24 protein-coding genes are annotated in these 21,642 nt (G+C 63.5%); 7 read left to right on the plus strand and 17 right to left on the minus strand.

The genetic code is table 11. The features are described from left to right. Positions 1–36: 36 nt before the first annotated feature. Positions 37–846, plus strand: a complete 810-nt coding sequence (locus C9E81_RS07950; RefSeq protein ID WP_425010621.1) for an AzlC family ABC transporter permease — start codon at positions 37–39, stop codon at positions 844–846. Next, the gene (locus tag C9E81_RS07955) at positions 843–1,178 is read left to right on the plus strand and encodes an AzlD domain-containing protein (RefSeq protein WP_122111742.1); all 336 of its coding nucleotides are present in this window, start codon (positions 843–845) and stop codon (positions 1,176–1,178) included. The genes C9E81_RS07950 and C9E81_RS07955 overlap by 4 nt, the downstream gene beginning before the upstream one ends. Here C9E81_RS07955 and C9E81_RS07960 read toward each other — a convergent pair. From C9E81_RS07960 to C9E81_RS07980, 5 genes are all read right to left on the minus strand, one after another. Beyond that, on the minus strand, positions 1,163–1,789 hold the full coding sequence (locus C9E81_RS07960; protein WP_122111743.1) for a hypothetical protein: 627 nt from the start codon (positions 1,787–1,789) through the stop codon (positions 1,163–1,165). The genes C9E81_RS07955 and C9E81_RS07960 overlap by 16 nt on opposite strands. 21 nt (positions 1,790–1,810) lie before the next feature. Next, positions 1,811–1,963 (minus strand): aa3-type cytochrome c oxidase subunit IV, encoded by a 153-nt coding sequence (locus C9E81_RS07965; protein WP_122111744.1) that lies wholly within the window; start codon positions 1,961–1,963, stop codon positions 1,811–1,813. 53 nt (positions 1,964–2,016) lie between these two features. Continuing rightward, the gene (locus C9E81_RS07970; RefSeq protein WP_243698573.1) at positions 2,017–3,036 is read right to left on the minus strand and encodes an MBL fold metallo-hydrolase; all 1,020 of its coding nucleotides are present in this window, start codon (positions 3,034–3,036) and stop codon (positions 2,017–2,019) included. Beyond that, on the minus strand, positions 3,036–4,733 hold the full coding sequence (locus tag C9E81_RS07975) for an acyl-CoA dehydrogenase (protein ID WP_122111745.1): 1,698 nt from the start codon (positions 4,731–4,733) through the stop codon (positions 3,036–3,038). Before C9E81_RS07975 ends, C9E81_RS07970 begins: the two co-directional genes overlap by 1 nt. 235 nt (positions 4,734–4,968) lie before the next feature. Further along, entirely contained in the window at positions 4,969–6,396 is a 1,428-nt protein-coding gene (locus C9E81_RS07980; protein ID WP_122111746.1) for a Glu/Leu/Phe/Val family dehydrogenase, read from the minus strand. A gap of 218 nt (positions 6,397–6,614) precedes the next feature. On the opposite strand from C9E81_RS07980, the gene C9E81_RS07985 reads away from it, so the two are divergent. The 4 genes from C9E81_RS07985 to C9E81_RS08000 all read left to right on the plus strand — a co-directional run bounded on the left by C9E81_RS07985 (position 6,615) and on the right by C9E81_RS08000 (position 8,454). Then, complete coding sequence (locus tag C9E81_RS07985; protein WP_122111747.1) at positions 6,615–7,286, plus strand: TetR/AcrR family transcriptional regulator; 672 nt, start codon at positions 6,615–6,617, stop codon at positions 7,284–7,286. Positions 7,287–7,396: 110 nt separating this feature from the next. Further along, complete coding sequence (locus tag C9E81_RS07990; protein WP_122111748.1) at positions 7,397–7,744, plus strand: hypothetical protein; 348 nt, start codon at positions 7,397–7,399, stop codon at positions 7,742–7,744. Between the two features lie 2 nt (positions 7,745–7,746). Beyond that, complete coding sequence (locus C9E81_RS07995) at positions 7,747–8,034, plus strand: I78 family peptidase inhibitor (RefSeq protein WP_122111749.1); 288 nt, start codon at positions 7,747–7,749, stop codon at positions 8,032–8,034. A gap of 87 nt (positions 8,035–8,121) precedes the next feature. Next, a complete protein-coding gene (locus C9E81_RS08000) occupies positions 8,122–8,454 on the plus strand; it encodes a DUF2794 domain-containing protein (RefSeq protein WP_122111868.1) in 333 nt (110 codons plus the stop codon). Between the two features lie 11 nt (positions 8,455–8,465). Here C9E81_RS08000 and C9E81_RS08005 read toward each other — a convergent pair whose 3' ends face one another. After that, positions 8,466–9,620 carry an iron-containing alcohol dehydrogenase gene (locus C9E81_RS08005; RefSeq protein ID WP_122111750.1) on the minus strand — a complete coding sequence of 385 codons (1,155 nt, stop codon included), beginning with the start codon at positions 9,618–9,620 and terminating at the stop codon, positions 8,466–8,468. A gap of 226 nt (positions 9,621–9,846) precedes the next feature. Here C9E81_RS08005 and C9E81_RS08010 point away from each other — a divergent pair, with 226 nt between their 5' ends. Further along, the gene (locus tag C9E81_RS08010) at positions 9,847–10,692 is read left to right on the plus strand and encodes a DUF6635 family protein (protein ID WP_122111751.1); all 846 of its coding nucleotides are present in this window, start codon (positions 9,847–9,849) and stop codon (positions 10,690–10,692) included. Positions 10,693–10,704: 12 nt separating this feature from the next. Here the strand turns inward: C9E81_RS08010 and ftsY are convergent, their stop codons facing one another. The 11 genes from ftsY to C9E81_RS08065 form a co-directional block, all read right to left on the minus strand. After that, positions 10,705–11,766 carry a signal recognition particle-docking protein FtsY gene (ftsY, locus tag C9E81_RS08015; RefSeq protein WP_122111752.1) on the minus strand — a complete coding sequence of 354 codons (1,062 nt, stop codon included), beginning with the start codon at positions 11,764–11,766 and terminating at the stop codon, positions 10,705–10,707. Between the two features lie 157 nt (positions 11,767–11,923). Beyond that, complete coding sequence (gene pgi / locus C9E81_RS08020; protein ID WP_122111753.1) at positions 11,924–13,546, minus strand: glucose-6-phosphate isomerase; 1,623 nt, start codon at positions 13,544–13,546, stop codon at positions 11,924–11,926. A 15-nt stretch (positions 13,547–13,561) separates the two neighbouring features. Continuing rightward, the gene (gene pgl / locus C9E81_RS08025; protein WP_208021137.1) at positions 13,562–14,233 is read right to left on the minus strand and encodes a 6-phosphogluconolactonase; all 672 of its coding nucleotides are present in this window, start codon (positions 14,231–14,233) and stop codon (positions 13,562–13,564) included. 2 nt (positions 14,234–14,235) lie between these two features. After that, positions 14,236–15,687: a glucose-6-phosphate dehydrogenase gene (zwf, locus tag C9E81_RS08030; protein WP_122111755.1), complete on the minus strand. Its 1,452-nt coding sequence runs from the start codon at positions 15,685–15,687 to the stop codon at positions 14,236–14,238. Positions 15,688–15,747: 60 nt separating this feature from the next. After that, positions 15,748–16,287 (minus strand): RSP_2648 family PIN domain-containing protein, encoded by a 540-nt coding sequence (locus C9E81_RS08035; RefSeq protein ID WP_122111756.1) that lies wholly within the window; start codon positions 16,285–16,287, stop codon positions 15,748–15,750. Continuing rightward, positions 16,284–17,480 (minus strand): RSP_2647 family RNA methyltransferase, encoded by a 1,197-nt coding sequence (locus tag C9E81_RS08040; protein WP_122111757.1) that lies wholly within the window; start codon positions 17,478–17,480, stop codon positions 16,284–16,286. Before C9E81_RS08040 ends, C9E81_RS08035 begins: the two co-directional genes overlap by 4 nt. Positions 17,481–17,555: 75 nt before the next feature. Beyond that, positions 17,556–18,530, minus strand: a complete 975-nt coding sequence (gene dusA, locus C9E81_RS08045) for a tRNA dihydrouridine(20/20a) synthase DusA (protein ID WP_122111758.1) — start codon at positions 18,528–18,530, stop codon at positions 17,556–17,558. Positions 18,531–18,766: 236 nt separating this feature from the next. Beyond that, positions 18,767–19,642 carry a nucleotidyl transferase AbiEii/AbiGii toxin family protein gene (locus tag C9E81_RS08050; RefSeq protein WP_122111759.1) on the minus strand — a complete coding sequence of 292 codons (876 nt, stop codon included), beginning with the start codon at positions 19,640–19,642 and terminating at the stop codon, positions 18,767–18,769. Further along, positions 19,635–20,255, minus strand: coding sequence for a type IV toxin-antitoxin system AbiEi family antitoxin domain-containing protein (locus C9E81_RS08055; protein WP_208021129.1), 621 nt, complete (start codon positions 20,253–20,255; stop codon positions 19,635–19,637). The genes C9E81_RS08050 and C9E81_RS08055 overlap by 8 nt, the downstream gene beginning before the upstream one ends. Positions 20,256–20,539: 284 nt before the next feature. Next, positions 20,540–20,956: a hypothetical protein gene (locus C9E81_RS22870; protein WP_166461815.1), complete on the minus strand. Its 417-nt coding sequence runs from the start codon at positions 20,954–20,956 to the stop codon at positions 20,540–20,542. A 200-nt stretch (positions 20,957–21,156) separates the two neighbouring features. Then, entirely contained in the window at positions 21,157–21,615 is a 459-nt protein-coding gene (locus tag C9E81_RS08065; protein ID WP_122111760.1) for a very short patch repair endonuclease, read from the minus strand. Positions 21,616–21,642 lie beyond the last annotated feature (27 nt).

The following is a 21,642-nucleotide window of genomic DNA, read 5'->3' on the forward strand; positions in this document are numbered from 1 at the left end:
GCCTCTCACTGCACATCATGCAAGCAAGAGGCTTGCATGACAGACAGGAATAGCGCCGCCATGGCTCCCTCGCCAGCCCCGCAACCACAGCCACGGCAAGCCGCCGCCGATGCCGCCAGCGCGCGCGCATTGGCGCGCAGCCCGGTTCAGGCATTCTACCATGGCATGATCCAGACCCTGCCCTTCCTGATCGTCATTGTTCCCTTTGCACTGCTTTTCGGCGTCGTGGCGCTGGAGGCCGGTATCGATATCGCGCAGGTCCTCGGCTTCTCGGTGCTGGTCCTGGCCGGGGCATCGCAATTCACCGCCGTGCAGCTGCTGTCGGACCATGCACCGGTATGGGTGGTGATCCTGTCCAGCCTTGCCGTCAACCTGCGTATGGCGATGTATTCGGCATCGTTGGTGCCGTGGCTGAAAGGCGCCTCGGGCAAGCAGAAAGCCTGGATCGCCTATGTCCTGATCGACCAGACCTATGCATTGGCGATCCAGCATTACGAGCGGCATCCGCGCCTGAGCCTGCAGCAGCGGCTGGCCTATTTCCTTGGCGCGGCGGTGGCGCTTTGCGTTCCGTGGGTCGCGGTCAGCTGGCTGGGAGCGACGCTCGGGCGGGCCATCCCCGAGGGAATCGCGCTGGACTTCGCCATCCCGATCACCTTCCTCGCCATGATCGCGCCCATGTTACGCACCTATGCGCATATGGCAGCCTGTTTCGTCGCGATCGTCGCGGCGCTGGCACTGGCATGGCTGCCTTCTGGTCTGGGGATGATGATCGCGGCGGTGCTTGGCATGGCGACCGGCGCATGGGCCGAAATCCGGGCCGAACGGCGGAAGGAGGCGCGGGGATGAGCGGCGGGTATTCGGACCTGACCATCTGGGTAGTGATCATCCTGCTGGGGATCGGCACCTTCCTTATCCGCTGGTCCTTTCTTGGCGCGTTGGGCAATCGCGACCTGCCGCAATGGTTCATGCGCATGTTGCGTTATACGCCCGTCGCCGTCCTGCCCGCATTGGTCGCGCCGCTGGTCATGTGGCCCGCCGCGACCGGGGGACAGCCGGACCCCGCCCGGCTGTCGGCAGCCGCCGTGACGGTGGCCGTGGGCGTCCTGACCAAAAATATCATCCTCGCTATCCTCGGCGGCGCCATTACGCTGTTCGGGATGCTTTACGTCCTGGGGTAGCCGGTCATCGTGCCATCCTTCTGGCGGATGAGCACATTGTGGTTATTCGCCGGATCGCCATCCCTGTGCCGCTTCGAGGTCACGCCCGGCAAGGTGAGGAACCATTCGCGCATCCTGATCGGAGAAAAGCCGGTCGGCGCGTTCTCGAAGCCCGGAACGCCGCGCAGGGCAGTGCCGGTCTCGACCGCGCAAAAGCTCTTGTTGGCGGCGCCGTTCGCCTCGACCCTGCGAATCGCGATATCGGCGACCTCACGGGTAACCGGCACGGTATCCTCGGCGACCCAATAGGTCTCGCGTGCGTGGTAATCGATATAGAAATTCTTGAAATTGTCGGTAATCCCGTAAAGCACGTCATGGCGTTCAGGAATCCGCGGATGGTTCCAGCTGCCCGCCGGGTCGTAGATGACCCGCTGGCTGCCATTGATCATCAGCGCGGTATGCCCGCCCCGGCCACCGGGAATGCTGATAACCGTGAACAGCGTGATCGAGGGCGGCTCGTTCGACACGAAACGCGCGGCACGCACCGCCTCGTCGCTGGCCCAGATATTGTCAGCGCCGCATGCGGACAAAGCCGCCGGCAGGGCCGCCGCGATAAAAACGCGTCTTTTCATGATATGTTCCCGCGCCGGTAATCAGGCGTTTGTCAGCGCCATGAAGATCAGCACGAGAATCGATATCACCGAGACCCATATCGCCATGCGGACGAAGCCGGCGAAAGTCTGCTTCTGCTGGGTGATATCCATGCTGCCATGTTCGTGTTCGGTAATCTCGTGATGCGTGGCCATGCCTGCCCTCCGGTTTGTCCTTGGCCATCCGATAGCCGAAACCGGGCGCGCTGTCACGCCCCCCACAGTGCCGCGCCATCCCTTTCGCCGACCGCGTGGATCACACCCTTGTGGCGCAGATGGTTCACATGCGCCACCGCCTCGACCAATGCCAGACCAAAAACCGACTCATCGATCCGGCGCTTGAACAGGATGTCGAAACATTCGACGGCGCTGCGGGGGGCGGCGCGCAAGGCGGTTTCCACCCGGTCGAGAGCGCCGTGATGGTTATCGATCAATTGCCGCAGCCTGTCGGGCAGGCCGGTAAAAGGCAGCTTGTGGCCCGGCAGCACGAAATGCCGCGGCTCGGCCAGTTCCAGCAACCGGGTGCAGCTTTCCAGCCATTCGCCGACCGGATCGGCCTCGGGCTCTGTCGGGTGGACGCCGAGATTGGGAGAGATCGAGGACAGCAACTGATCGCCGCCGATCACCAGATCGTCATCCTGCGACCAGAAGGTGGCATGGCAGGGCGCATGGCCGTGCCCCATCGCGACCCGCCAGCGGCGCCCGCCGAAATTGACCTCCTGCCCGTCGGTCAGCCGCGTATAGCCAAGCGGTATCGGCGCAACGACATCCGCGAAATTGAAGGGCCGCTCGCCCGCGCGTTTTTCCAGCAGTTCCGGCGGCATGCCTGCCCGCCGCCAGAAAGCCAGCGCCTCTTGCGTGGGGCGCTCCTGCAGGTCCAGTTGCAGCATCCGGGCGGTAAGCCATGCGGTCCGGCTCATCATCAATTCGGCACCATCGCTGCGCATGAACCAACCCGCAAGCCCGATATGGTCGGGGTGATGATGCGTGCCGATCACCCGCCGGACCGGCTTGCCGCCAAGCGGGCCGCTGCGCAGCCCCCCCCATATCTCGCGGGTCAAACGGGTGTCAAAGCCGGTATCAATGATGGTCCAGCCGTCACCCTCTTCGAGCGCATAGATATTCACATGATCCAGCGCCATGGGCAGAGGCAGGCGCAGCCACAGCACCCCGTCCGCGACTGCAATCGCCTCACCCCGGGCGGGCGGCGTCTCGAACGGGGTTGCGATCAACCTGCCATCTCCCCTGCCAGTGTCTCGTCACGGATGGCCGTCAGATCCTCCAGCCCGGCCAGCGCCTCCTCCAGATCGGTGCCGAAACGCGGCAGGACGCGGCGGATGAAGACCCGCGCCAGCGCAAGCTGGGCCTCGCCCCCGGCACGAACGGCAAGCAGATGGTAATATCCGCCCAACACCCGCGCGAAAGCGGAAAGGTAAGGAACAGCGCCCGCGAAACGTTCGGGCAAATCGCGTTCCAGCATGGTCTGGGTCGCCTCCCGCAGGGTTTCGGCGGCTTGCCAGACCTCGTTGGCCAGTTCGGGATGGTCGCCCTGCGCGGATTTGGCGCCGTCGAGGATCTCGTCGAGCAACCGTGCCGCCGCCTCTCCCCCGTCAGACAGCTTGCGCCCCACCAGATCCATCGCCTGGATGCCGTTCGTGCCCTCGTAGATCTGGGTGATGCGGACATCGCGCAGATATTGGGCCGCGCCGGTTTCCTCGATATAGCCCATGCCGCCATGCACCTGCACCGCCGTATCGGCCACGCGCCAACCGGTATCGGTGCCGTAGGCCTTGGCGATCGGGGTCAGGAAGGCCGCGCGTGCAGCATGGTCAGCATCACCCGTCGCCCGTTCGAGATCGATCGCGGTAGCACAGGCCAGAGCGATGGCGCGGGCGGCGAAAATCTCGGCCCGCGCGGTGGCCAGCATCCGCCGGACATCGGGATGGCGGATGATCGGGCCCATCTGGATACGCTCTTGCGCGTAAGTGACGGCCTGCTGCAATGCCGCCTCGCCCACACCGATTCCCTGCATACCAACACCGAGCCGGGCGCAGTTCATCATCGTGAACATGGCCGCCATGCCCTTGTGCTCTTCGCCGATCAGCCAGCCGGTCGCGCCCTCATAGCTCATGACACAGGTCGGGCTGCCGTGGATGCCGGTCTTTTCCTCGAGACTGACGACCTTGAGGCTGTTGGCAACGCCGGGATTGCCGTTCTCGTCCGGGATGAGTTTCGGCACCATGAACAGGCTGATTCCCCTGGTGCCCTTTGCCCCGTCCGGCAACCGCGCCAGCACCGCATGGCAGACATTCCCGGTCACATCGCTGTCGCCCCAGGTGATGAAAATCTTTTGCCCGGTGATCGAATAGCTGCCGTCCCCGTTCCGCTCGGCCTTCGTCGTCAGGGCACCGACATCGCTGCCCGCCCCCGGCTCGGTCAGGTTCATCGTGCCGGACCATTCGCCGCTGATCAGTTTAGGCAGGTAAAGCGCCTTGAGATCATCGCTGGCGTGATGTTCCAGCGCCTCGATCTGGCCCTGCGTCAGAAGCGGGTTGAGTTGCAGCGACAGGCAGGCCCCCGCCATCATCTCGGCCACGGCCATGTTGAGCGCCTGCGGCAGCCCCATGCCGCCATGCTCCGGATCGGCAGCCAGCCCGACCCAACCGCCTTCGGCAATCGCGCGGAACCCCTCGTCAAAGCCGGGCGATGAGCGCAGCTTGCCGTTTTCCAGCCGCGCCGGCGTCTCGTCGCCATTGCGGTTCAGGGGAGCGAGCACATTGCCGGCCAGCTTGCCCGCCTCGGTCAGGATCGCGCTGACCGTGTCGAAACCGGCCTCGCTGAACCGTTCCGTGGCAGCGATCTCACCATAGGGCACGACATGCCGCAGAATGAATTCGATCTGCTCGACTGGCGCCTTGTAGCTCATCCGATCCTCCCTTGCAGGGCGGCAATCCGCGCGCCCCGACTGCTATCCAGACTGATCCGACCGCCATCTTAAGGCCGGTTACGCCGGTCACAACCGAAACCCCGCGTCACGAACGACAGGCCGAAGCTTTGCCAGACGCGGAAGGGATACTCAAGAAAGACAGAGACACAAATGCCTGCCGCCCCGCCGATCGGGCGGCAGGCATCCGGGCGCGCGGATATCGCCGGTTCAGCCGCTACAGTCCAAGTGAGCCGTAAACATTGGAAATCCTGCGGATGGCGACCACATAGGCGGCGGTGCGCATGTCATCCACCTTGCTGTTGCTGACCCAGACCTCCTTCATCTTGCCGAAAGCCTCGCGCATGGTGTCGTCAAGCCCCGAGCGGACCAGCTCCAATTCGTCCGCGCCGGTCAGAAACGCCTCCTTGAAACCCTTGGAAAGCGTCCAGTTCAGGCCCGTATCGGCCGACAGGCGTTCCAGTTCCTCGACCAGCATGCGGGCGCGGGCCTCTTCGTGGCGGCGTTCCAGGCGGCCAAGGCTGATCTGCGACAGGTTCTTGACCCATTCGAAATAGGACACCGTCACACCGCCGGCATTGGCATACATGTCCGGGATGATGACCACGCCCTTGCGCTTGAGAATTTCGTCGGCATCGGCGGTCACGGGGCCGTTCGCGGCCTCGATGATGAGCTTGCACCTGATCCGGTCGGCATTGCGGCCATGGATGACGCTTTCCACTGCCGCCGGGATCAGCACGTCGCAATCATCCTCCAGCGCGGCGAGGCCTTCGGGGCGGAAATCGCCCCCGGCAAACCCCTCGACCCCACCATTCGCGGCGATATGCGCCTTGAGCGCCCCGATATCCAGCCCTTTCGGGTTGCTGACGGCGCCGTCGCGCTCGATCACCGTGGTGATCAGCGCCTTGTCCTCCTGCGCAAGGAACAGCGCAGCGTGATAGCCCACATTCCCCAGCCCCTGCACGACGACCCGCTTGCCGGCGAGCGTACCCTCCAGCCCGGCCCGTTTCATCATGTCTTCATGGCGAAAGAATTCGCGCAGCGCATATTGCACGCCCCGGCCGGTCGCCTCGATCCGACCGTCGATCCCGCCCGCGGTGCGCGGCTTGCCGGTCACGCAGGCCTTGGCGTTGATGTCGTCGGGATGCAGGCGCTTGTAGGCATCGGCCATCCAGGCCATCTCGCGCTCGCCGGTGCCCATGTCGGGGGCCGGAACGTTCTGGCTGGGAGAAATCAGGTTTCGGCGCGATAATTCATAGGTAAAACGGCGGGTTATACGCTCAAGCTCATCCTCGTTCCATTCCCGAGGATCAAGGCGCAACCCGCCCTTGGAGCCACCGAAAGGCACTTCGACCAGCGCGCATTTATAGGTCATCAGCGCAGCCAGCGCCTCGACCTCGTCCTGGTTGACATCCAGTGAATAGCGGATCCCGCCCTTGACCGGCTCCATATGCTCCGAATGAACCGAGCGATAGCCGGTGAAGGTCTGGATCTGCCCGCGCAGCCGGACACCGAAACGCACCGTGTAGGTCGAGTTGCAGACCCGGATTTTCTCTTCGAGGCCGGGGGGCAAAGCCATCAGTCCCGCGGCATGCGTGAACATCCGCTCGACAGATTCACGAAATGAAGTATGGGTGTTGGCCATTGCGGGCTCCTCTTTCACACTGACGATTCGACGCCTGCCATTTGCGAGGCTAGGGGAAAGCGGTCACGGCTTCTATGCGCTTCATGCCAAAAATTCAGGCAAAATTGAAACATTCTTCACAACTTCGGCAGAGAAACGCCCCATGCGATCCGGCATGCAACCGCCGGGCGCCGGGATACATTGAGTCGGGAACGTATTAATTATCAGGGCGGGCCGGTATGGTGAAACTCAAGAAGCGCAGGAACGCCGCATTCGGGCGCAAGATCGATCAGGTTCTTGATGGCGCGTGGCGCATCTTTCTGCGTGACGGATATGCCGGGGCTGGAGTGGACGACATCGCCCGGGCCGCCGGTGTTTCGAAGGCAACCCTTTACGCCTATTTCCCTGACAAGCAGTTGATGTTCCAGCAAGCCGTGAAGATGGCCCTCGATCGTCCCGATGTGGGGCCGCTGGCCTCGATTGAGCACGATTTTCCCGTGGAACCCGGCCTGACCCGGATCACGGCGGCCATAACGGAATGGCTGCACTCGGATCCGGAGGTTCAACTGGTCCGGCTCACTATCGGAGAGGCGAACCGTTTCCCGGCCCTCATCAGGGCCTATCACGAGCGGACCGAAAAGCTGCTCGTCCGTCCGCTTGCCGACCGGCTGGAGATATACGTGGGCCGGGGCGAGCTCGATATCGGGGATACAGCGCTTGCCGCCCGGCAGCTGATCCGTCTTTGCGGCCTCACCATCCATGATCAGGTCGCCGCCCGAACCGCGGGTGACGACAGGACTGCGGCACTTCGCTCTGCCGAGATGTTCCTGCGGGCCTTTGGCGGCCCTGCGGCACGGAACCTCGACCGGCAAGAAATGAAAAGATGCGTGGATGTTGCGTCAATGCGCTGATGCAATATTGATTGCATCTCCGGGTTCTCAAGCTGGCCGGGGATCCGTATATTTCACGTTACAAATCACGACAAATGCCCGTCACGGGCGCACGAGGGAATCCTGACACAATGATCAAGACGACGATCCTGCCCATTGCCGCGACGACCGCGTTGCTGGCGGGCTGCATGCCCGCACCACAGCCCGCCCCGACACCGGCCGTTCAACCCGTTCAGCCGCTGGCACCGACCCCGGTTCAGGGCATCTCCGGCCTTGAAGAGCGTGAGCCCGATCTTTGCGGCGCCAAGGAATACACGCAATACCTGTCGCAGCCCGGCAGCGTCATTCCCACGCTTGGCCTGAGCAAGGAATACCGCGTCGTGGAGCATCGCGGAATCGAGCCGCAGGATTATGATCCCAACCGGATCGTCTTCCGCCTCGATGCCTCGGGCAATATCTACAATATAGATTGCGGCTGACGATGCGCAGAACCCTGATCCTCCCGCTGATCTCTGGCCTCGCGCTAGCGGCATGTGAACCGGAAACCGAATCCTCCACCGCTCCCACGCTCGACCTGCCCCAGAATTGCGGCGCGGAAGTGCTGCAGGATCTGGTCGGCCAGCCGAAATCGGCGCTCGATTCGCAAAAGCTGCCCGCCGGAACACGGATCATTGGCCCCGAAGACGCGGTGACCGCGGATTTCCGCCCCGACCGGCTGAATATCGAACTCAACGGCGACGACCGGATCGAGAAGATCGGCTGTTACTGAGACGGCCAGCCCTGATCGCGGCGGCCTTTGACCGGGCCGTCGTTTTTCGTTGATTTGCGCCCGGCACGATGTCACCATTCCGTCATGATGAACGCCGCCCCGCCGTTTGCCGCCGATCCCGAACGGGTGGTCTTTGACCGTGCCGAACTCGGGGCCATCCTTACAGTATATGGCCGTTTCGTCGCCGCTGGCGAATGGCGCGACTATGCGATGTCGTTCCTGCGCGACGCCGCGATATTCAGCGTTTTCCGCCGCGCCACGGAACATCCGCTCTACCGGATCGAGAAGCGGCCTAAACTGCGGAGCGCACAGGGCGCCTATGCCGTGATCGCCATGGATGGCCGCATCCTGAAGCGCGGGCATGACCTTTCGCAGGTGCTCAAGGTGCTCGACAAAAAGCTTATCCGCGCCGTGGACTGACCGGCTTTCGGTCAAAGAGCCTGCGTATAGATTTCCAGCGCCGCCTCATAGGTCATCTCGCGCGGGTTGTTGATCAGCAAACGCTCCTGCTTCATCGCATCTGCCGCCAGCATCGGCAGGTGATTATGGCTGATTCCCATCTCGCCCAGCCTGCTTGTCATGCCAAGTTCCGGCCCCAGGGCCTTGAAGCCCTCTGCAAGTCCCCGGGCGCGCGCATCCTCGCCCTGCCCGCTCAGTTCAGGAAATATCAGCGGAGCGATCTCGGCATAGAGCGAGCCGGCGGCGGGCATGTTGAATTCCAGAACATAGGGCAGGACCAGCGCGTTGGAATGCCCGTGCGGGATGTGGAAATGCCCGCCAAGCGGATAGGCCAGCGCATGCACCGCCGCGACCGGCGCATTGGCAAAAGCCATCCCCGCCAGCATCGATCCCAGCAGCATATTCGCCCGCGCTTCGAGATCCCGCGGCTCGGAACAGGCCCTGCGGATATTGCCGCCCAGCAGTTCCAGCGCCTGTTTCGCGAGGCAATCGGACACGACATTCTTGAGCCGTTTCGAAGTGAACGCCTCGATCGCATGCACCATCGCATCGATCCCCGTCGCCGCCGTCACTTGCGCAGGCAGCCCCACGGTCAACTCGGCGTCGAGGATCGCGCAATCGGGCAGCAATTGCGGCGCGACCACGCCCTTCTTCTCGTTTTCGCCGGTCGTGACGATGGCGATCGGCGTCACCTCCGATCCCGTTCCGGCTGTGGTCGGAGCCAGGATCAGGGGCAGACGCTCTCCCCTGACCAGATCGATGCCATACATGTCCGAAATCGGCTGATCGGTATTCAACAGCACCGCTATCAGCTTGGCCGTGTCCAGCGACGAGCCGCCGCCCACGGATACGACGCAATCCACGCCCTCGGCCCGCGCCGCACGAACGGCACCCTGTATCATCTCTTCGGGCGGGTCGGGCTGGACATCAGGGAAGACCCAGACTGACAGCCCGGCTTTCTCTATCCCCGCAAGTGCCACATCGGCCAGCCCCAGTTCCAGAATCATCGGATCGGTGACGAAGCCGGCCTTGCGGCAGCCCCGAGCCGCGAGAATCCCGCCGATCCTGGCCGTGGCACCGGCCTCGGCCAGAACCGAACGGGTGGTCTGAAAACTGAATGACTGCACTGCCCCCTCCTGTTTCCGGCCTGCCCGCTACCGCATGCAAGGCATGTCTCATCGTCGCGGCAAACAATGGGTTGTCAAGCCACACCGGTAATCGCAGTCTTTGCCGGAACCGGCCTGCGGTCACGGAACGGGGCGCGGAAAAACCGGGCAGCGCATATTGCCGGCCAGATATGGATATATCGATATCCGGGGCGGCCGGCACTGGTAGAAAGTATCGGAAGGTAACATGCCTCAGGGCTCAGAGGGGACAGGCAGCGCAGATTCGATCGAAACCGCCCGGCGGACAGAGGTCTCGCGCTTTGTCCGGATGCGCTACGGTATTCCGGGCACGTTCAAGCTGCACCGGGCTGCCTTCGGGCCGGATCTCTTGCGCGCGCCTCTGAATGTCGCGATGGCACCGCTATTCCTGCTGATACGGCTGGTCGCGATGCTGCTTTCAACCATCGGTGCAAAACGGGCGGGACAATGGCTGGCCGCCAGGCGCGTTTTCCTGAAATCGGATGTTGCACGGCGCATCGAAACCGACCTGACCGCTTTTCTCGGTCACCTGGAAACCCAAAAGCTCGGCCCGCGCGCCGATCCGGAAGCCGTCCGGCAAGAGATCGCCCGCCATACCGAGACCCGCAACGCGGTGGCAGAGATCACCACATCGCTTCTGGTGCTGTTTGCCGGGCTGCTGCTGTTCGGACGGGCCACACCCGGGATAATCTCGCTGGCCGGTCCGCTGGCAGAGATACGCGCCTATTCGACGGCCATCGAGGATTTCACCCTCGGGCGCGGCATGGGCCGGATGTGGTATGCCGTCTTCCCGGTCGAGCTTACCCCCATGCAGGTCGTCGCAACCGGCGTTGTGCTGGCAGTCATCGGCTCGGTCGTCACGACCTTTGCGGGAGTCATCGCGGATCCGGTGCAGGTCCTGACCGGCACGCATCGCCGCCGCCTGATGCGCCTGCTCTCCCGTCTCGACCATCGCGACGTCCCGGCTGGCAGCCTCGAACCCGAGCATCTGCTGGCCCGGCTCGGCGATCTGGGCGATGCCGCGCTCAGCCTGTGGCGGGCGCTGCGTGGCTAGGGCGGCAGGGCGCTACAGCCCCACCAGCGCGCGGGCGAATTCCTCCGGGTCGAAGGCATCCAGATCGTCGATCTGCTCGCCCACCCCGATCGCATGGATCGGCAGCCCGAAACGATCCGCCAGCGCCACCAGCACACCGCCGCGTGCGGTGCCGTCCAGCTTGGTCATCACCAGCCCCGACACATCGGCCAGCTTCCGGAAGGTTTCGACCTGGTTCAACGCGTTCTGCCCGGTGGTCGCGTCCAGGACCAGCAAGGTATTATGCGGCGCCTCCGGATCCTTCTTGCGGATCACCCGGACGATCTTGGCCAGTTCCTCCATCAGGTCCTGGCGGTTCTGCAGACGCCCCGCCGTGTCGATCATCAGCAGATCGGCGCCATCCGCCTCGGCCCGGGTCATCGCATCGAAGGCAAGGCTCGCCGGATCCGATCCCTGCGCCGCAACCATCACCGGCACCCCGGCACGTTGCCCCCAGATCTGCAACTGCTCGACCGCCGCCGCCCGGAAGGTGTCCCCGGCAGCGATCACGACCGATTTGCCCGCCGCGCGGAACTGGCTGGCCAGCTTGCCGATCGTTGTGGTCTTGCCTGCACCGTTCACGCCCACGACCAGAACCACCTGCGGCTTTTTGGGGTAAAGCGGCAAAGGCCGCGCCACCGGGGTCATGATCCGGGCGATCTCGGTCGCCAAAAGCTCCTTGAGTTCGGTGGCAGAGACCCGTCGTCCCATCCGCCCTTCGGCGATATTGGCGCTGACCCGCAACGCGGTATCCACACCCAGATCTGCCTGGACCAGCATATCCTCCAGGTCCTCCAGCATCTCGTCGTCAAGCGCCCGCCGCGGCTCGTCCGCCGGCGCCTCCCCACGTCCGAAGAGACGGCCGACCAACCCCCCGGCAGGCGAGGGCACCGCGGGAACCGGCTGATGCATCTCGGGCCCGGATCCCGGCGCATCGTCCTCCCCGGGCCGCGCCTCCGTTTCGGGCGTGCCCTCACCGACGATATCGTCCAGCCCCTCCCCGATCCTGGAGGAAGAGCGGGTCAGCCGCTCGCGCAGTTTCGAGAAAAACGACATATCCGCATCCTTTCCGTCCGCCTGAACCTAGTCGCTCGTGAAACCGAGTGAAAGGCCGGGGGAACGGATCAACCGATTTCGCCCCTTCTTCTTTGCCAAATACCTTCGGGGGGAGTCCCCGGAACGGGGACCGGGGGCAGACAGCCCCCCGCCCCGCCTATCCACGCATCTGCCGGAACCGGCTCGCCAGATGCTCGGTGGAGGCGTCATGACCGGGCGCGGCCTCGCCCTTCAGCAGCGGTTCGACCTTCAGCGCCAGTTCCTTGCCCAGTTCGACTCCCCATTGGTCGAAGCTGTTGATGCCAAGGATGACTCCTTCGACGAAAACCCGATGCTCGTAGAGGGCGACGATCTGCCCCAGGGCAAAGGGCGTCAACTGCCCGATCAGCAAGGTGGTCGACGGGCGGTTGCCGGGAAAGACGCGATGCCGCGCCTGCCGGTCCAACTCCGCTCCTTCCAGCCCCTTGGCAGCCATCAACGCCCGCGCTTCATCCAGGTTTCGGCCACGCATCAGCGCCTCGGATTGCGCAAGGCAGTTCGCGGCCAGCAGGATATGGTGATGGGACAGCTCGTCCTCGTGCCCGCGCGCGGCGAGAATGAATTCGCATGGCACCGGCAGAGTGCCCTGATGGATCAATTGATAGAACGCGTGCTGGCCATTGGTGCCCGGCTCGCCCCAGACCACGGGCCCGGAGGGCAGGGTCAGATCACTGCCATCCATCGCCACGCGCTTGCCGTTGGACTCCATCTCGAGTTGCTGCAGGTAAGCGGGCAGGCGCAGCAACCGGTTGTCATAGGGCAGCACTGCACGGGTCGGATAGCCGCAGATCTGGTGATGCCAGATACCGGTCAGCGCCAGCAGCACCGGTAGGTTACGTTCCAGCGGGGCGGCGCGGAAATGCGCGTCCATCGCGGCGCCACCGGCCAGGAATTCATCGAAACGCCCGGGCCCCACGGCCAGCATGACCGACAACCCGATCGGCCCCCAGACCGAGTAACGCCCGCCGACCCAATCCTCGAAGCCGAAGACCCGGCCGGCATCGATCCCGAAATCCGCCGTCTTGTCGAGCGCCGAGGACAGCGCCGCGAATTGCGCCGCAGGCTCGGATACCGTCGCCGCCATCCAGTCGCGGGCGGTGCGGGCATTGGTCATCGTCTCGATCGTGGTGAAAGTCTTGGAGGCCACGATCACCAGCGTCGTCGCCGGGTCCAGCCCCTTCAGCGTATCGGCGATATCGGCGCCATCGACATTGCTGACGAAATGCGTGCGCGGCCCGTCATGATAGGGCGCCAGCGCCAATGTGGCCATATAGGGTCCGAGATCCGAGCCGCCGATGCCGATATTCACGACATCGGTGATCCTGCCGCCCTGCCCCCGATACGCGCCCGAGCGGATATCGCGGGCGAAAGCCTTCATGCGCTCATGGGTTGCGCGCACGCCGGGCATCACGTCCTGTCCGTCCACGCGGACGTCGCCGTCCAGGTTGCGCAGCGCCGTATGCAGCACCGCCCTGCCCTCGGTCTCGTTGATCCTCTCGCCCGAGAACATCGCCTCGCGCCGCGCCTCGACCTGCGCCCCCTGCGCCAGTTCGATCAGCAGATCGCGCGCGCCCGCATCGATCATCGTCTTGGACCAGTCAAACACCAGCCCGCCCCGCCCGTCATCCAACTCGGTGCAGAATGCCGTGGCGCGGGCGGGATCAGAGTCGAAAAGATCGGAGATGCGCCCCTCGCCCTGTGCATCGCGATGGGCTTTCAGCCGGGTCCAGATATCGTTCATGTGTCGTCGGTCCTCTTATTCCGCCCAATGCACGGTGGCGGCATCCAGGAAGGCGCGTATCGGCGCCTCGATCGGGTCGAGTTTCTGCGCCCGTTCCAATGCCTCGCGCTTTTCCGGCCCCATGATCAGCAGATGGATATGAATCGCCTGTGACAGGATCGGGCGCGTCAGTGTGATGCGGGGCTCCTCCGCCCCGTCGGCACGGATCGCCATCAGCGGCGGCGCGTCATTTGCCAATGCCTCGGCCAGCCGGTCGGCCCCGGGAAAGAGGCTGGCCGTATGCATATCGTTGCCCATGCCCAAAAGCACCACGGTCACCGGCAGATGCGGCGCCAAAGCCTCGGCCAGCCCGTCCGTCGCATCCTCGGGCTGCGCATCGCCGGTATAGAGATCGATGTAATTGGCCGCCACCGCCCGATCCCGCAGCAGGTGACGGCGCAGCAGCCGGCTGTTCGAGCGCTTGTGCTCGCCATCGACCCACCTCTCATCGCCCAGGAACACCGTCACGCGGTTCCAGTCCAGATCGGCACCGCTGAGCGTATCGAAAACCTGCACCGGAGAGGTGCCGCCCGGAACGCAAAGGCTGGCCGTCTCGGCAGAGCGCAGATGCTGCCCAAGCTGCGAGGCGATCCGGTCGGCCAGCGACAGGGCCAGCATCTCGCGGTCGGGATATTCCTTGAAATCCATGCTCATGCGCGAATCTCCCTCCATCGGCGGTTGTCGCGGTGCATCAGGCGCAGCGCCTCTTCCGGGCCCGAGGAGCCGGCATCATAGGGTTCGGGGCGCTGCTTGCCATCCTCCCACGCGCGGATGATCGGATCGGTCCATGCCCATGCGGCCTCGACCTCGTCGCCGCGCATGAACAGGGTCTGGTTGCCCCGGATCACATCCATGATCAGCCGTTCATAGGCGTCGGGCATATCGGCCCCCTCCGGCCCAAGGGCATCCGCGAAGGACATGTCCAGCGGCACCTGCACCAGCCGCATCCCGCCCGGCCCCGGCTCCTTGATCATCACCTTGAGATTCATACCTTCGTTCGGTTGCAGCCGGATGACAAGCTCGTTGGCCCGGGGCGCGCCGGTATCGTCAAAGATCGAATGCGGCGGCTCCTTGAAGGTGATGGCGATCTCGGAGGTGCGGGCGCGCAGCTTCTTGCCGGTGCGCAGGTAGAAGGGCGTGCCCTGCCAGCGCCAGTTCGAGATCCGCACTTTCATGGCAACATAGCTTTCGGTGCGGGAATCGGGGTTCTCGGCATCCTCCAGGTAGCCCGGCTCCTTGCCGTCGGGCTGATACTGGCCGCGCACGATATCCGACGGTTCGACCGGTTCCAGCGCGCGGATGACCTTGAGCTTCTCGTCGCGCACCGCGTTCGGATCGAAATGGTATGGCGGCTCCATCGCGATGAGGCACAAAAGCTGCATCATGTGGTTCTGCACCATGTCCCGGATGGCGCCGGACTTGTCGTAATAGCTGCCCCTGCCCGAAACACCCACGGTCTCGGCCACGGTGATCTGGACATGGTCGATGAACTGCGCGTTCCACAGCGGCTCGAACAGGATATTGGCGAAACGCACCGCCATCAGGTTCTGGACCGTTTCCTTGCCCAGGTAATGGTCGATGCGGTAGATTTGCTGCTCGCGGAAATGCTGGGCCAGCATTGTATTCAGCGCCCGGGCCGTTTCCAGATCTCGGCCAAAGGGCTTTTCCACAACGATGCGGCTGTGCTTGTCGGTGATGCCATGACCGTGCAGGCGTTCGGCGATATCCCCGAAAAGCGACGGCGCGACCGAGAAATAGAAGGCATGAACCGCCCCCTTGCGCATCCGAGCCTTGAGCGCTTTCCAGCCACCCTCGCCCTTGGCGTCGATCGCGGTATAACCCAGAAGCCCGGTGAACCTGACCAGATCCGGGTCGTTCTTCTTGACGCCCGCGAATTCGACAATCGCCTTGGCTGCTTCGGCGCGGAAAGCGTCATCGTCCTGCTCGGTCCGGGCCGCGCCGATAATACGGGAGGTTTCGGGGATCTGCCCCGCAACGAAGCGGCGGAACAGCCCCGGCAGGATCTTGCGATGCGCGAGATCACCGGTTGCTCCGAATATCACGAGGTCGAAATCTTCGACCGGAATGACGCGCGAGACCATGCTGTCCTCCTTATCACCGGCTTCCGCCATATCTCTTGTTAGCGTTAACAGCAACTTGATTCAACCTCTCAGCAGCCTGGCGAGCCGCGGCAGGCGGCTGCGCTTGAGCATATCCGTCACGGTCATGTCGCCTCCCATCCTCGCCGCCTTGTCACGGGCGGTCTGCACGGCCAGGGTAACCGTTGCCGCATCGCGGCGGTGCAGTTCCAGCAGGAACGCATCGGGATGGATCGCACGCAATCCCAACCCCGCCATGACAGGACGCGGAAAATCACGCAGATTTGCCGTCACCACCAGCGCGGCACCACCTGCCAGCGCGGCCTCGATCACATGGCGGTCGGCAGGATCGGGCAGATGCAGGTCGATGGCGCGGGCACCGTCATCGGGCATGGCGGCATCGGGGAACCGCCGGGTCAGCAGCGCGATCTCGGCCCCTGCCACGGCCTCTTGCCCGGGGCCAAGGCGCGCCGCGGCATGGCGCCACTCGGCCAGTATCCGCGCCGACCAGAGCGGTCGGTAAAGCCCCGCCGTGGCCAGATCACCCAGGATCTCGCGCAGGATGGTGGGAAACAGCACATTGGCATCCAGAACCGCCTTCATCCGTCCAGCCGGAAGAACAGCGCCTTGAGATAGCCGGTCTCGGCCAGTTGCGGCAATGTCGGGTGGTCGGGACCAGCCTGCCCGCTATGGATCAGCACGCCGCGCCGCCCGCCGCGACCGATCCCGCGCGCGCTGGCATTGCGGAATTGGGTCAGGTCGGCGGCATGACTACAGCTGCATAGGCCCAGATATCCCCCGGGCGCGACCAGCGGCGCGGCCAGTTTGGCCACCCGCTCATAGGCGCGCAACCCCGCCTCCAGCGCCTGTTTCGAGGGCGCGAAGGCAGGCGGATCGCATATGACCAGATCGAAACGGTGGCCCTCTTCGGCCAGTGCCTCCATCGCCTTGAAAGCGTCGGATTGCCGGATCTCCAGCCGGTCGGACACGCCCATGGCCCGCGCCCCTGCTCCGGCAAGTTCCAGCGCCGCCGCGCTACCATCGACGCAGGTCGCGCGGGAGGCTCCCGCCGCCAGCGCCGCAAGGCCGAAGCCGCCGACATGGCTGAAGACATCCAGCACCTCCGCCCCCCGCGCCAATCGTTGCGCGAATGCATGGTTCGGGCGCTGGTCATAGAAAAGCCCGGTCTTCTGCCCGCCCAGCAGGTCGGCCATGTAAACCGCGCCGTTCATCGCGACCTGCACGGGCGCGTCAGGGGCCGTGCCGCGCAGGATCCCGGTCCGCTCGTCCAGCCCTTCCAATCCGCGCGCACGCCCCTGCCCGTTCAGGATGACAGTATTCACTCCGGCGACGTCCGCCAGCGCCTCGGCGATCTCGCCCGCCATGCGATCGGCCCATGCCGCGTTGGGCTGGATCACGGCGGCATCGCCGAAGCGATCGACGACCAGCCCCGGAAACCCGTCCGCCTCGGCATGGACCAGCCGATAGAAGGGCGCGTCATAAAGCTGTTCGCGCATCGCCAGGGCGCGGACCAGCCGGGCCCGCAGCCAGTCGCCATCGATCCGCGCCTGCGGATCGGCATCCATCACCCGCGCAATGATCTTCGAGACCGGATTCACCGTCACCAGCACCATCGGCCGGCGTTCGGCGTCCTCCAGCACAGCGAATCCCCCCGCAGGCAAGGCGCGTGTGCGGCGGTCCAGCACCGCCTCGTCCGCGAAAATCCAGGGAAAGCCGTGACGGATGGCCTGCGGCTTCGATTTAGGACGCAGGCGGATGACGGGCAGATCGCTCATGGCAAAAATCCTTTCGCCGGTGATCTGACATGTTGCCGGAAAAGGCACAAGCCGCAGCGTCGATCACCCCCGCCCTCAGGCCGCGATCCGGCCGACCTGCGCCAGGGCCGCGTCATACACCTCTATCCCGCCCTTCGACGCGCCTTCGGAGAGTGTTCGCTTCCACCCTCTCGCCCCGGGCTGGCCGTGGAACAGGCCCAGCATGTGGCGGGTGATCTGGTGCAAACGCCCCCCTTGCCGCAGATGATCGCGGATATAGGGGCGCATCGCCTCGGCCACTTGCAGCGCCGACGAGAAAGCCGGCCTCTCGCCCCATAATGTGTCGGCCTGCCCCAGCAGGTCCCAGGGCTGGTGATAGGCGGCCCTTCCCACCATCACACCGTCCATCACCCGCAGATGCCGGCGCGCCTCGTCGAGGCTTTCGATACCGCCATTCACCGACAGGTCCAAATCGGGAAAGGCTGATTTCATCGCATGCACCAGCGGGTAATCCAGCGGCGGCACCTCGCGGTTCTCTCGCGGGCTGAGACCCTGCAGCCACGCCTTGCGCGCATGGATGGCAATCCTGCGCACACCGGCGCGGCGCATGGTTTCCAGGAAAGCGGGCAGGATCTCTGCCGGTTCCTGATCGTCCACCCCGATGCGGCATTTCACAGTGACCTCGACCGGGCTGACGGCCATCATCGCGGTGACGCAATCGGCAACCAGTGCCGGGGTTTTCATCAGCACCGCTCCGAAACAGCCCGACTGCACGCGGTCACTGGGACAGCCGACATTCAGGTTGATCTCGTCATATCCCCAATCGGCGGCGGCACGGACGGCCTCGCGAAGCTCGGCCGGAACCGAGCCGCCAAGTTGCAGCGCCACCGGATGCTCGCCCGCGTCATAGTCCAGCAGCCGCGACCGATCACCATGAATGACCGCCGGCGCCGTCACCATCTCGGTATAAAGCAGCGCCCGCCGAGACATCAGCCGATGAAAGAACCGGCAGTGCCGGTCCGTCCAATCCATCATGGGTGCAATGGCAAATTTGCTATATTTTTCAGTCACTTAACAAAATTCCACCACTTGGACTCGAATATTTTTATGGTTATATTTCAAGTATTTGCCCTATTTCGTTCCATTCCGGTCGATTTCATCTTTGGCACAATGTGCCATATCAGTGGGGCATGTACCAAATCGTTGGGACCAAGGACAAGCCGTTCGGCGCAAGCGATAAGCGGGTGATGCGATCGGGCACGGTGGCCGAGCCGAAGAAGGCAGGCAAGTTTCAGATGCGCTTGGAATCATTCGTCATCGGATGAAGCTATTCGTGAGCATGCTGGCCCAACCAGAGCCCAGGCCGCATCCACAACCTCCTCCAGCGACAGGTCCGGAAGGTCGATCGATTGTGAATAGGCGCGCCACTGTCGTTGCTTGACCTCATCCGCCGATAGAGTCTCCGAGAGACCCGGTGGTCGTTCAGAGGGAACGTCAGTTCGTCTTCGTTCGAAGGTGGCTCGTATCGCGGCATCAAGTTCACCACCGGAAACGGGAACGGCCTTCGCGATCGCCCACAGATCGAAGTAATCCTTCATGCGTCCGTTTGCGACGCCAAGCGCAACCATCGCCTGGAACTTCTCTGCAACTACCGTTGCAGGCGGATAAGTCCGTATTCTCGGCGTTTCCATGCCAAGCAGTGATGGATAGGCAAATGGCTGTGCACCGGCGGCAATCGCGTCTCCAAACCCGACATCGATCGTGACCGGAATGCGCGACTTCTCCAGAAATGCCGTCGTCCGCAGACGCACGCCCTCGTACTCCATGTCTTCCCGGATCGTCGTTGCCGTCAGCGTGTCGACATCGAAGATGAGTCCATCGTTCGCATCTATGGCCATGACGTCTGCAAACGTGGCCTTGAGGCTGTCTGTGCTGGCGTCCCCGAACCCGAGAAAGTCTGCATCCCGTGTCTCGCGATTGCCCCCCTCGATCCAAAGCGTCAAGAGCATGCCGCCCTTCAGGACGAAACGGTCGTTGTGATCCGATATCGAAAGGCGATAGAGCAGTCGCTCGAGCGCGTAACGGACCAGCACGACTTCGTATACCCGCCCCTCCTTCCGTGCGAGGTTCAGAAGCCTTTGCTTGATCGATGCGGCCTGATTTGCAGGAGGCGTTCTACCCATTCGACGTCAAAGCCTCGAGATAGGGTCGCATGATCCTCCAGGCCCCCGCCCCCATTGCCGCGTCCGCGATCGCGCCTGGCGTGGCCTTGCGCTGTTCAAGTGCCGCGCGAAGGCCCTCCACGGCAACCGAGCGGTCGACCAGCTTGCTGTTGCGAAAGATGTCGGCAAGCGTCTTCGTTACCGAAAATACGGGCACGTCGACGCCTGATATCCGGTGATGCTCGATTCCCTGCTGCATGTACTTGTCGCGAAATTCGACAATGCGGATCGGGGGATAGACGGGCGCCGGCGCCCAGTCCTTCGTGCTGATGGCGACCCAGATCTTCCGAGGCATCTGATCGGTCAGCCCATGGAAGGCAAGTGCCGAGACCATCGCGATGACCCCTTTCGGCACCAGTTTTGCCGCTTCGGCCAGTCCCTGTTCCGTGTCCACATCGGTGTCGGCGCGCTGGTAGAGACCGCGGGAGATGCGAACAAGCTCGCCGTCGTCGACGGCACGCTTGATCGTCTGCCCGGCGATTCCCACCCTGCGAAGCTCGTACGCGCGCACGATCGGCTTTGCTCGGAGAATAGCCGACAGTTGATCACGCTGGGTTCGTCCTGCCTGCATCATGCCGTTACATATCCTAGGTCTAGCTTGATTCTCACCCAGGTTTTGTAACACAATCGCGCGTGACAATTCCTAGGTCTATTCTATTTGACACCCAGGTTTTGTAACGCACAGATTCACTTTCCACCAGCCCAATCGAACGGTGTGCCGATCCAACGAAGCCCCCGGAAGCCGACAAACCTGCCGGAATCTCATGCATAGTGGCCGCTTCGCGCCACCGTTTCGGACGTTCGACTGGTCGAACGGCAACCCCAAAAGCGGACATTAACGTGTCCCAATTCCGCCGGTCACGCAGGCCCTTGATCTTCCTCCAGTTGTTGTCTGACGACGACGCGCTTGAGCTTCGATCCGTCGAGAGCATTCAATCGCGCTGCAAGAAGCTTCTCAGCCCTCGCCGTCAGTAGATCGTCGCCGCGAATGTGTTCTACAATCCTAAGCGGATCCTGCCACATGAAGAGGACCTCTGGGTCCGCTACGTCGATGGCGTATTCCATGGAAGCTAAGGTGCGCGTATCCCTGAATTGCATGACGGCTGCTTCTACGCGGTTCCAGTGACGCCAACTTCCGCATAGCTCGCGTCGAACACGATCGTCCTTCTCCGCGTCGATCAGGGTGACCATTTCGTCGGCGGCCTCTAAGACCCAACCCCATGCTTGGCCCAGCACTGCGCGCTCATTGGCGCTTGACTGTCCAGCGAGTTCCATGAGTTCGCCGTCTCCAACGGTGCCAAGTACGCGTCGAGGGCCCCTCTCCCTGCTGGCGACCGATCTCGCAGCCGCACGTACACCCAAAGCCCCGAGAAGGTGCAATTTTTCATGCGGCAGTACACGTCCCGCATCCGGTCGAAACATCATGAACCGCGCGATGAGCTCCGCGTCGACCCGAAATGGCGTTCCAATCCGGTTCACCGATCGCTCGACCGAACAATGCCGGTCTCGAAGCGGGGCTCACCTGAACGTATCCAGTCGCTTATACTCTCGACCGCTGACGTGCTGTTGGATCGAAGCGCACATTCCCACACCGTCCCCACACGCCACCCAGCCTGCTTCAGCTGTGTCACATGGCGGCGATCACGCTCGACGTTCTTTTCGAATTTCTTGGACCAGAAGTCTGCATTTGAGCCGGGTACTGAACACCAGTGACAGCCCTCGTGGCGATGCCAGAAGCAGCCGTGGACGAAAATGACTACCCGGTATTTCGGCAACACGATGTCAGGCTTTCCGGGCAGCGTCGCATCATGCAACCGAAATCGAAACCCTGCACGATGAAGTGCCTTGCGCAGGAGCAGTTCCGGCCGGGTATTCTTGCCGCGAATCTCCGACATCATTCGCGATCGCGTGGCGGCATCAACTATATCAGCCATGAATTGAGACCTGTATTTCCGGCTTCA

Origin of the sequence: Paracoccus alkanivorans (assembly GCF_003697785.1) — a bacterium.
In the GTDB taxonomy this organism is placed as follows: Bacteria; Pseudomonadota; Alphaproteobacteria; order Rhodobacterales; family Rhodobacteraceae; genus Paracoccus; species Paracoccus alkanivorans.